Source organism: Allokutzneria sp. A3M-2-11 16, from assembly GCF_024213555.1.
In the GTDB taxonomy this organism is placed as follows: Bacteria; Actinomycetota; Actinomycetes; order Mycobacteriales; family Pseudonocardiaceae; genus Allokutzneria.
In genome coordinates, this window is record NZ_JANAVO010000011.1 from 67,753 (window position 1) to 78,811 (window position 11,059).

The 11,059-nt window shown below is 69.1% G+C and carries 8 protein-coding genes; all 8 read right to left on the reverse strand.

Annotated features, from left to right (window positions below; translation table 11 throughout):
- Nucleotides 1-11: 11 nt before the first annotated feature.
- The 8 genes from NLX83_RS33410 to NLX83_RS33445 are packed head-to-tail and all read right to left on the reverse strand — an operon-like array spanning nt 12 to nt 11,057.
- On the reverse strand, nt 12-2,153 hold the full coding sequence (locus tag NLX83_RS33410) for a hypothetical protein (RefSeq protein ID WP_254239241.1): 2,142 nt from the start codon (nt 2,151-2,153) through the stop codon (nt 12-14).
- On the reverse strand, nt 2,153-5,500 hold the full coding sequence (locus NLX83_RS33415) for a putative baseplate assembly protein (protein WP_254239242.1): 3,348 nt from the start codon (nt 5,498-5,500) through the stop codon (nt 2,153-2,155). Before NLX83_RS33415 ends, NLX83_RS33410 begins: the two co-directional genes overlap by 1 nt.
- Entirely contained in the window at nt 5,497-8,343 is a 2,847-nt protein-coding gene (locus NLX83_RS33420) for a putative baseplate assembly protein (protein ID WP_254239243.1), read from the reverse strand. The genes NLX83_RS33415 and NLX83_RS33420 overlap by 4 nt, the downstream gene beginning before the upstream one ends.
- A complete protein-coding gene (locus tag NLX83_RS33425; protein WP_254239244.1) occupies nt 8,340-8,702 on the reverse strand; it encodes a GPW/gp25 family protein in 363 nt (120 codons plus the stop codon). Before NLX83_RS33425 ends, NLX83_RS33420 begins: the two co-directional genes overlap by 4 nt.
- Nucleotides 8,702-9,031, reverse strand: coding sequence for a hypothetical protein (locus NLX83_RS33430; protein WP_254239245.1), 330 nt, complete (start codon nt 9,029-9,031; stop codon nt 8,702-8,704). Before NLX83_RS33430 ends, NLX83_RS33425 begins: the two co-directional genes overlap by 1 nt.
- Before the next feature lie 10 nt (nt 9,032-9,041).
- Nucleotides 9,042-9,581, reverse strand: coding sequence for a phage baseplate assembly protein V (locus NLX83_RS33435; RefSeq protein ID WP_254239246.1), 540 nt, complete (start codon nt 9,579-9,581; stop codon nt 9,042-9,044).
- Complete coding sequence (locus NLX83_RS33440) at nt 9,578-10,705, reverse strand: hypothetical protein (protein WP_254239247.1); 1,128 nt, start codon at nt 10,703-10,705, stop codon at nt 9,578-9,580. Before NLX83_RS33440 ends, NLX83_RS33435 begins: the two co-directional genes overlap by 4 nt.
- Nucleotides 10,695-11,057, reverse strand: a complete 363-nt coding sequence (locus NLX83_RS33445) for a LysM domain-containing protein (protein WP_254239248.1) — start codon at nt 11,055-11,057, stop codon at nt 10,695-10,697. Before NLX83_RS33445 ends, NLX83_RS33440 begins: the two co-directional genes overlap by 11 nt.
- Nucleotides 11,058-11,059: the final 2 nt, after the last annotated feature.

Genomic DNA, 11,059 nt, shown 5'->3' on the forward strand with positions numbered 1-11,059 from the left:
GCAAAGTCCCCCTAGGAAACGAAGAAGAGCCCGGCGTCGCAGCCGGCCGGTGTGAACTCGTCGATCCGGGCGCGCAGGTTGTCCTCGCGCTGCGGCTGGAACAGGTCGTGGAACGCGCCCATCTCGGAGCCGTCGTCGGCGCCGCGGCGGACCTCCTCGGAGCAGTCGAGCGCCAGCTGCGCGTAGCCCGGCTGGCCGTAGCGCAGGCTGGTGAACCGGGGCCGCAGCCTGCCGACGTCACCATCCTTTGTGGACTCCGGCTCGCACTCGTGCCGTCGCGGGGTGCGCGAGCCGGGCTCGACCCAGCTGAACCGGACGCAGCCGTCCATCCGGCGCGCCACGCACACCTCGCCGAGCAGGATGCTGTTGTCCACCAAGCCGATCTGGTGGGTGCGCAGTCGTCCGACCACAGTGGACCGTGCGGCGCTGAATACCGCGTGCGCGTGGCAGTCCTGCGGGCCGGTGAGCGCGTCCAGGTCCTCGCCGGTGGCGTCGAGCACGCTGTCGGACAGGAAGATCGGCGAGGGCTCCGCGGTGACTTCGTTCTGGGTGACCCGGATCGTGCCGAGGATGCTGTGCCCGATCTCGGTGCACGCGGTGGTGTCCACGAGTTCGAGGCTGGGCTCCTCCTCGAAGGCGGGCTCGCAGTGCTGGTCCAACGACCAGCCGGGCACCAGCGTGCAGTGCCGGATCTGCACTCTGCCAAGCCATCCGGTCACCCACACGCTGCGCCCGGTGATCACGAGCCCGTCGAGCACCACCTCGGGCTTGGCGCAGCAGTCGGCGTCGTCGGGCTCGCACTCCGGCCCGATGATCCTCAGCGCGTCAGGACGGTTGCTGTACCAGTCGAGCAGCCGGAGAACGGGTCGCTTCCCTTGGGCGGCACGGAGAACCAGGCGCTCCCCCGGGCGCACGTCGAGATCGATCTGCTCCTGGTAGGCGCCGTTGTCGCGGATCTCGATGACGGCGTGCGGGTGCTTCTCGCGCTCCTGGCGCCATTCGTTGACGGCGTCCATGATCCGCTCATGGCCCTCGTCGCCACCCACGTAGTAGGGCTCCGCGTCCTCGTCGCCGCTCAGGTCGCGGTAGTACTCGCCCCCACCGATGTCCGCGGAGAAGCCGTGGTGGTAGGTCACCCAGACCCCGGAGTCCGGCGGGCGCCCGCCGAAGACGAACCTGCCCAGCTCGGGGTCGACGGCGACCTGTCCCGGCTGCGGTCGATAGCCGCCCCCGCTGAGGTTCGCGGGCACGATCGCGCTCAGTGGCACCGGTTCTTCCTGGTCACCGCGCCAGATGCAGAGGCTCTTGCCTTCGCCGTAGTAGTCCGCCGTGCGCTCTTCGAACGCGCGCCTACGGATGAACGCCGGAACATTGTCCTCGGCGGCAATGTGCAAAGTGGATGGTTCTGGTACGGGCTTGGTGATCAACGGGATTTCGTTGCCCAGAATGGAGAACGTGTAGGTCGCGCTCTTGCGCTCCTCGCAGTTCGCCGGTGCTTTGGTCACCGAGTACGGGCGCAGTCGCCACAGGAACACGCCGACGTTGGGAATGTTCGTGCGGCCCTGCCGCCGTCGTGAGGACGCACGCGAGACCTCGACGGTGTGGCTCAGTTCGTCGAAGGGGCCGGACAGCCCGGCATGCAGCGTTCTGCCGCCGGAGAGCCGGTCCAGCGCGTCACCGTGCCGCAGGTCCACCAGTCCTCCCCTGCGGCGGCGAACCGCGTTCATCCCGGCGTCGGTGCCGTAGAGCCGCACGGGCTGGGTTCGGCCCAGCAGGCGGTAGAACTCCACCGCGCGGGCGGGCCAGGCCGCCACGTCGAGCGCGAGTTGTTCCAGCAGCGCGAGGCTTCCCTTGCGGCGGCGGTTGGCGATCGTGTTCGCGATGTCCCGGCGCGGCGCCAGCGCGGAGATCAGCCCCGGCGGGCCCTCCTCGCCCGGTCCCTCCAGCGGGCGGTAGCCGACCAGATCGCCGATGTAGGGCGCGATCCAGTCCTGGCAGGTCTCGACGAACCAGTTCGCGTAGAGCTGGTCCAGGTCCGCCCCGACCAGCCGGGCCTGCTCCTCGATCACCCCGAGCAGTTCCCGCAACGGGTAGCCGCGTTCGGAGTCCTTCACGCGGTGGACCGCGGGAAGCAGCTCGTACAGGTCCTTCATCACAGCCTCCGCAGGATCAGCGTGTCCCGCACGGCCGGGCTGAAGATCACCAGCTGGGCCGGGGCGATGCCCCGCGCGACGACGAGTTTCTGTTGCGCCTTCAGGTCGAGCGAGCTCAGCCGCGGGTTCAGCTCGACCAGGCCGGCCAGGTCCAGCCCGTACTGCGCGGCGACCGAGGTCAGCGTCTCCGCGTCCGTCTTGACCGTGTGCTCGGTGTCCACCAGGCGCGCCGGGCGGGCGGGGACCACGACCTTCGGCGTTTTCAGGTCCTTCGCCAGATCCACGATCTCCTGCGGGGTGAGCCGCCCCGAGACGCCGTCGAAGACGTCCACATCGACGTAGTCGACGCCCGCGGTGGCCTGGATGACCGAGACGACCTCGCTCTGGTACACCGGCTCGGCCAACTCGCGCGCGGCGAAGCCGAAGCGGTGCAACAGGTTCTCGCGGATCTTCGGCTCGACCAGCTCCCACTCGTAGTCCGGGTGCACCTTCACCCCGGCGCTGAGCACGAGCACCTTCAGCTCGCGACTGTCCACAGTGACCGGAAGGTTGAGCTCGCCAAAATGGCTCAGCGAAGCCACGAGCGACCGGTACAGCCGTGACGACGGATCGATGCGCGCGTCCTTGATGCCCGTGATCGTCAGGTGCACGACATCGCGCTGACCGTCGGAGAGCTCGCGGACGCTGGCCTTGCCGATTCCCGCGCGGGCCTTGGTGAAGCTCTCGTAGTCCGCGACGGAAACCAAGCGGTCCAAGGCGATTGTGCGCAGCGGCGTCACCCGGCGCGCGTCCGCCGGGCCGTCCCCATCGCCGCCACCGCTGGCCGCGATCGGGTTGTTCACCCCGGAGACCCCGCGCGGCCTGCTGACCGGCTGCGTGATCGTGTCGGGGTCGACATTGCCCGCGTTCCCCGCCCCGGCGCGATAGCGAGCCTGCACGTTCTCCGGCCCGGTCGGCAGCCGCTCACCGTGCACGCCGTCGCCGAAGGTCACCGAGGTCGCTCCGCCCTCGATCGACTTCGTCAGGTAGACGCGATCGGTGGGCCCGAGCAGGCTCACGGCCTCCGCCTCGTGCCACCTCACACCGCTCACGCTGACCCGCAGCGTGCTCGTCGCGCCGAGTGGCGTGTCGGACGGCAGCCAGGTGATCGGCGTGCCACGCACTGGGAAGCTCTGGTTGGCCTGACTGGCGTCACCGCTGCCGAGCACTTCGAGACGGCTCTCTCCCTGCGTCGCCTCGACCACGTTGCCGTGCACCCGAACCGTGTCGCGGTGGTAGGTGTAGGCCAGTTCTTCGGCCAGTACCAACGTGGTCAGCGGCTTGCTGCCCGGGGTCGGCTTCCTGCTGTCGGGCTGGGTGTCCGCCGACTGCTGGACCCCGCCGATCATCACCAGCTCGCTGGCCCGCACCCCGCGCATCCGGCGGGGCAGGTCGGAGCGCTCGCCGGAGACGATCAGGTAGCGGCCGCTGCGCAGGTCCGAGTGCAGCTCGCCCAGCTGGATCCGCTTTCCCTTGACATCACTGGAGATCGGGTCGCCGAGCGGGGTCAGCTCGTCGGCCTTGAACCGCACCGTGCACCGGGCGATCGTCTCGTGGCTCTCCTCCTCCGCTCGCCAGGCCGTTTCCAGTGTGAGCACCGTGACCGTCGCGGACACCCGCTCGGCCTTCCTGTTGATCGTCACGTCCATCGAGACCACGCGCTGCGTGACGGCCTTCACCTTGCGGAAGAAGTGCCGCGCCGGGATCTCCGGCGTCGTCTCGGTCTTGGGTCTTCCCGAATCCTCGATGAGGACCCAGCTCCCCGGGGTGATCCCGTCGTACGGACCGGACAGCGCGAGTTCCTCGGGTCTCGAAGCGCCCTCCGGGTCGTAGGGCAGCGCCCGCGCCCCAGTGCCGGAGCCGACCGCGGGCTGGTAGGTCGCGCCGAACACCGTGGTGTTCTGCCGCAACACGAACAGCCGGTTCAGCTTGGCCGGATCGGCGAGTTCCAGCTTGCGCCATGCCTTGTACAGCGTGGGCTGGAGCCGCGGTTCCGCCGCGGTGATCAACTGCGCGCCCACGTCCGAGCCCGGCGCGAACGCGTCCTTCACCGAGCGCCCCAGGTTGGACGAGCCCGCGGGCGGCCTCGACGGCTCCTTCGTCAACGGGGAGATGAGCCGCGCGAGCGCGACGATCGCGGTGGGGTCGTTCTCCGGCAACGCCTCGCAGGTGCACTCGTCGGCGCCGTCGAACAGCAGCCTGGCCCCGCCGCCCGAGCACTCGCAGCCCACCGGCGGCTCGTCCGGCGGGCGCAGCCCCGCGAGGGCGAACGCCCGCACCAGGAAGTCGTAGAGGTTCGTGGTGATGGCTTCCACTGCGGTGATCCAGTCGGGATGCGCCAGCGCATTCCCCTCCGCGACCGCCAAAGCCTCCTGCAACGGCGCCAGGAACGTCAGCACCTTCCGGAGCTTGACGACGGGGTCCGTTGTCGGTTCCGGCCGCTGGGGGAACTCCGCGACGAGTTTGGTGATGTACTCGGAGTTGATCTGACCGCTGAAGGTCGTCCGCGGAGTGGTTGGCGCCAGCGCCGCCGCGGCGGCTTTCAGCATCTGAGCCAGCAGCCCCGCGGTTTCGATGTCGCCGCCGATGTAGCTGTCCAGCTTGACGACCGTGTGCCCCTGCTCGTTCTTGGCCTCGCTGGACACCACGATGGCGCGGTCCGGCTCCGCGGCGACGCCGTAGTCGAACACCAGGCGCTCGCCTCCGGTGAGGTTCGCGGTGATGCCCTTGACCAAGATCTTCTGCAGTCCGGGCGCGAAGCCGGGCCGGACGTCGAACGGGTAGTACCTCCGGACGCCGAGGTCGTTCCACGCCGCCTTGGCCTGGATGTCCTCGGCCGTCTCGAAGGTCTGCGGCGCGCCACCGGGCGGCGGGACGCTGTTGGTCCGCGATCCGGCCGGGATCAGCGTCTCCTGGTTCGGTTCGAGGTCATACGACAGGAAAACGCTCGACGCGACGGCGGGACGCGGCTTGTGACCGACGAGGCGGCCGAGCTGTTCCACCGACCACTGCTCGGTCGCGGTGCGCAGGTAGCCCTCGTTGGCGATGCGCTCGGTGTAGAAGGTGAGCACGTCGCCGACCACCGCCCACGCGTCCAGCAACGCGATCGAGAAGTCGTCGGTGCCGCGCTCGGTCAGCCCGTCCAGCTCGCGACGACTTGCCAACCTGGCAAGCATCGTGTCGAGGAACGTGCCGTGCGCGCCGACCCGGTAGCGCAGCGCGCCGAGCCCGGGACGGTTGTGGATGCGTTGCGGCGTGGACACTTCCACGCCCTGGCAGCCACAGGAGCAGTCTTGTTTCGTGCTCATCTGCCGCCTCCAACACGCACGACGAGCTTGCCGTTCTCCGGCCGGACGGGATCGTTGTCGAGCTGCGCGACCTCCAGGTCGCTGATCGGCAGCACGCCGTTCTCCAGCTCTCCGTTGGGCGGCGCGAACTGCCGCTGGAACTTCGTCAGCCACGCGCCGCGCACCCCGGGCACGGCCGCGGCGGCCGCGACCACCGCGCTCATCCGGACCGGGGTACCGAAGGTCAGGTTGTCGGGGTGGAAGAACGCCTTCATCGCGCGCAGCACCGCGGCCCTGACGTGCGAGGCGATGTGGTTCGACGCGACGCAGATCTCCATCTCGATGTGCAGTGGCACCAGTTTCGCCGGTCCCACAAGGAGATCGTGACCGATGCGGCGGTAGCGGCGCAGCCGGTCCCGCACCGCGTCGATGAGCGCCTCGGACGGTTCGGTGCCACCGGCGGGGTCGAGCCCGACCTGTGCCTCGTACCAACTCCCGGTCCACCGCAGGCTCGCGGCGGCGCGCTGCACCCCGGGCACCTGCCCGGCGAGGGCGGCGTAGTCCTCCGCGATGATCGCGCGGAGCAACCGCAGGCGCGGCTCGACCGGAGCCCGATCCCTTACCTGCGACAGCGGTTCGGGCTCGGTGCCCCCGCGAGCCGCCAGCGGGTTGCGGACCTTGAGCACACCGCCCGCGTCCGTGTTGCGACAGACGAGACGAGTGATCGCTTCGCGCCCGACGTTGCCCGCGGCGCCGTTGCCGATCCAGTAGTGGGCCACCAACATCGAGCCGGGTTCCGGGGCCTTGCCGTGCACACCGTCACCGAAGCGCAGCCACAGCTTGCCCTCGTCGTCGAGCTCTCCGACGAAATGCCGGTCATACGCACTGCTGCCAAGCAGATCACGCCTTGGCGTCCACGTCTCGCAACCATCGGTCAGCACCACATCCGGCAGCGCGGTCCGCGCGTCCGGCCGAAGCGCGTCCACCACAGGCCCGAGGAAGAGGGAGCGATCAGGGTGGAGCTGGTGACCGAGGTCGTCGTTCCACGACTGCTCGATCTCCGCGACTACGCCGTCGTCGAGCACCACGCCGCAGCGAGCACGCCGGGCCAGCAGCCGCACCCGGCGGAGCTTCGCGTGTAGCAGCTCGTCGAAGTCCGACAGCAACCTGACCAAAGTGGACAGTGGGTACTTACGGACGCGCCGCAACGGTTTCGCACCAAAGACCAGGGTGAGTTCGGCGATCTCGTCCTTGGTGGGGCGATGTCCGCCGCGGACGGCCTTCCACAGCTCGCGAACGCGCTCCCGCACCTGTTCCGGGATGCGCAGCAGGATGTCGGCCTGCCGTTCGGCGATCTGCTCGTAGTCGCCGAAGGCCGCGCGCTGCGTGACCGGCGACTGCTTGAGCATGACCCGGAACGGCGTGCTGATCGGCGGATAGGCGAGCACCTCGACGGGTTGGTCGTCACAGCCGAAGCCGTCGCGCTCCGGGCAGACCCGCTCCGTGTCCCGCTCTGGAACGCAGATCTCCTCGTCCTTGCCATCGCACCAGGTGATCGGGCGGCCGTGCTCGACGAGGACCATGTTGCCCCGCGCGACGCTGACGTTCTCCACCTCGCAGCAGTCGGAATCCCTGCTGGACAAGCACAGTGGGAAGGTCAGCGCGTCCTCGGGGGCCCAGGTGACCTCCAGCAGCGGCTGGTCGTCGTAGAGCGGATCGACCGACTCCTCCACCGAGGTCAGCCGCACCACCTGCCGGTGGCTCGGGTCGGCGTCGGCCTCCTTGCCCGTGTTCGGTCCGAGGACTTCCTCGAACAGCAGGAGATCACCGGGCTCCAGGCTGAGCAGCCTGCGCTCGCACTTCTCGTCGGCCCAGTCGTCCTTGAGGGTCGCTGCCGTGCTCCCCTTGGGAAGGAAGCGTTCCTGGCCACCCCAAGTCCACAGTGGAATCTTGTTGTGCGGCTCGCGCAACGTGAGATCACCGTCGACCAACGGGCGGTAGACCTCGTAGGACTCCGGCGGGACCTTGTTGGTCAGCAGGTCCAGCTCACGCAGCGCGTGCCGCTTGTAGAGCACGTCCGGGTCGAGCGCGATGAAGCGGTAGTCCCCTTCGGACAGTTCGACCAGGCCGTCCACGGCGACGTGCACGGTGGTCCGCGCAGCACAGCCGTCGTGCATCGGGTAGTCCATCAACCGCACGTGCCTGCGCACCGAGATCCGCTCGCGCGCGGTGTCCAGGTACGCCTCGGTGGCGACCGCGTCCTGGCGGTAGCTGAGCTGGTCCCCCACGTAGGCGAGCAGTTCGACCAGCGTCAGCCCGACGTCCGGGACGTGCCTGTCCGTCCACTGTGGAATGGTCAGGCTGAGCCGGTCCAGCATCAGCTGCCGGAAGCTGGCGTAGTCCTTGGCCAGGTAGTCGATGGTCGGCGCGCGCCGCTCCGGGCCCGGAGCGGGCGGAGCCGCCTTGCAGTCCAGGTCCGTCGGGCAGTTCTGCTTGAAACTGAAGTCGATCCGCGCGTACCGCGGGTCGAAGCACGGGTGCGGCTTGCCGGTCTCGGCGTCCACCGCGATCAGCGTGTACGTGGAGAAGTCGCCGATCCGGTCCACGGTCAGCCGAATCCGGTCCTCCAGGTCGGGCTCCTCGGTGCCCAGCCGGGTCAGCGCGATCACCTCGACCCCGGTGACCCGCCTGCCGCCGAGCACCCGGAAGTTCTCCTTGCGCAGGTCGTCCGGCGTCTCACCGAACAGCAGCACGGTCAGCTCGCGCTGGTCCGCGCTGACCTCCACCGCGTCGAAACCGTTGCGGCCACTGGCGCGGAGCTTCGCCCGACGCCCGTCAACGCCGCAATCGAGCTGTGAGGTCATCGGTAACCACTCCTCTCGAAGACTTCCGTGCGGCGCTCGCCGGTGGCGATGAGCCGGTACACCAGCCGGACGCTCAACGTGGCGTCCTCGGCCCGGACGCTGAACGCCTCCACGACGATCAGGTCACCGAGGTACTGGAGCAGCGCGGCGTGCGCGGTCGCCTCCAGCACAGCGGCCAGCTCCGGGCTGTTCGGCCCGAACACCAGCTCCATCAGCCCGCACCCGAAGTCCGGGCGGTTCACCCGCTCCCCCGGCGCGGTGAACAGCAGTTGCTCGATCATGTCGCGCACGTGCCCGGCGTGGTCGGTCCGCGCGGTGCGGCCGCGGTGGTCGAAGTGCAGCGGGTGGTCGACGTGCATCACAGCCCCCGGACTCTCGGTTGGACACCAGCGCCCTGCGGCGGACCGGGCGAAGAACTCTCCGTCGCCCCGTTTCCCACCCCGGCGGCCGGTTCGTACAGCACGACGGGCTGCCCGGAAACCTTGACCCTGGTGGCCAGGTTGGCCCACTTGACCTTGACGCACGGGCCCTGCGGCAGCGAGCAGCCGATGACCTCGTTCTGGAAGCCCGCCCCGGCCACCAGGAGACCGCTGACCATGACCCGCGCCTGCCCCGGCGAGTTCACCTTGACCTCCCCGGCGTGCGGGCAGGTCACCTTGTTGTTCTGGTGGAACAGGAATCCCGGCATCGTCTCCCCCTCACAGCACCGTCAGCGCGGGACCGTTGACGCTGACCTGCCCGGTGGGCAGCAGCTCGATCGACGAGCCACCGCAGCGGAGCTTGATCCCCTGCTCGGTCACCGAGATCTCCGAGGCGCCGACCTTGAGCGTGATCCCGCCCACCCCCGGGGTGTCGTCGATGACCAGCGAGTTCTTCGCCGAGGTGGCCAGCACGATCACCGAAGCCTTGGGGTTGGCCGTTTTCACCGCCGCGGGCGTGTCGGCGAAGGTGCCGCGCCAGAAGCCGGTCCACATCGGATAGTCGAGGTTGCCGTCCAGGAACTCGACCAGCACGCCCGCGCCTTCGAGCGCCCGCATGTACGCACCACCACCGCCCAAAGTGGACAGTGGGGTCGACGGGGAGGCCCAGATGCACGGGTCGTTGCCGAGCACCTCCGGCACCGCGACCAGCAGCCGCCCCTGGTCCAGCGGGTCGAAGTTGCTGCGCACCACGCCCTTGTAGCGGCCGTAGTACTTCTTCTGCTGGAGGTCGTTGCCCCCAGTGCTCATCTCGGTCATGTCGGCACCACCGGGCTCAGGGGACCAAGGCCGTCCCTGCTCAACGTGAAGCTCTGCTTGTACTCACCGCGTTTGATCTCGCTGTTCACGCTCTTGACGTAGTAGAAACCGTCGTAGGCGATCCCGGCGCCGCGCACGCTGACCAGGCCGCGGGCCTTGAGGACGTGGCCGTACCGCAGCACGTCCAGCTTGCCCTGGCCGCTGATCGCGTCGGCCACGTTCTGCGTGCGCGCCAGGCCCAGCACCGCGGCCTCGGCGAAGTCCGCCTTGTGCGTCTCCTCAAGGGGTTTCTCGCGGAGCGCGAGTGCGGGCTTCGGGGCGAGCGGCGGCTGGAGCAGGCTGATGTCGGGTACCGAGATGTCGAACCCGATCTTGGTGTCGGGCAGCGTGACCGGCACGGTGTAGCGCACCTTCGACAGCCCGTCGTAGCTGAAGCTCAGTGACTCCACATTGGACGCCGTGCCGGAGTTCACCGTCAGCACCGGTTGCGGGACGCCGACCCGCACCTGCGGTCCCCAGTACGCCACGTTCGTCCCGGGCAGCGGACCCGGTTCGACGTAGAAGGTGTAACCGACGTCCTTGGCCAGCCCGCTGACGTAGGCCAGGTCCGTCGACGACTGGATCGGGATCTTGTTGAGGATGCTGGAGGTCACCTGGATCACCGGGCTGACGGCGACCGGCGCGATCCCGTACATCAGGTACTTCGGCTTGGTCAGCGCCTTCATCACTGCGGCCTGCACCGGGAGCCCCGGGTAGCAGGAGTGCTCGTGGGTCAGGTCCATCAGCAGGCTCAGGTCCTCGCCGGTGACGGTGAAGGTGGACCCGGCGGGATCGTTGCCGGGGTTCATGTCCTGGCGGGTGATCACGCCGTCGACCAGCACCTGCGGCATGCCCTTGACGATCGCCACCAGGATCACCCTGGTCTTCGGGTCGAAGAGCCCGGCGGGGATCAGCGTGCTGGTGATGATCGAGCGCTTGCTGACGGCGAAGTCCAGCCGGAAGCCGGAGCGCGAGCCGTCGCTGGTGGTCACCTGGATGGACTGGAGCGCGTCGGTCAGCGCGGCGGGCGCCGGGATCACCGCCACCTTGCCGATGAGCAGGCGCACCTGGAGGTCAGTGAACATGGCCACCCGCCGGTGGAGTGGGCGGTGCGCCGAGCGAGAAGCCCGCGCCGCCGCTGCCCGGAATCCCCTGCGGCAGCGTGATCCGCAGCCTCCGTCCCGGATGGACGGTCAACTCCTCGGGCTCGAACGCGCCGTTGCCGTCGGCCAGCCGCCACGCCAGCTCGGCGTCGCCGAAGACCTTGTGCGCGATGTGGTCCGGCCGCTCGCCGGGCGCGACCACGTGTTCTCCGACCACTCCGAGCGAGTTCGGATCGGGCAGGATGCGCCTGCGCACGTAGGTCACCACGCGGCCGTCCGGCAGGGCCAGCTCCGCGGTCGGAAGTCCAAGGTAACGACTGGTTATCGAGAACATCG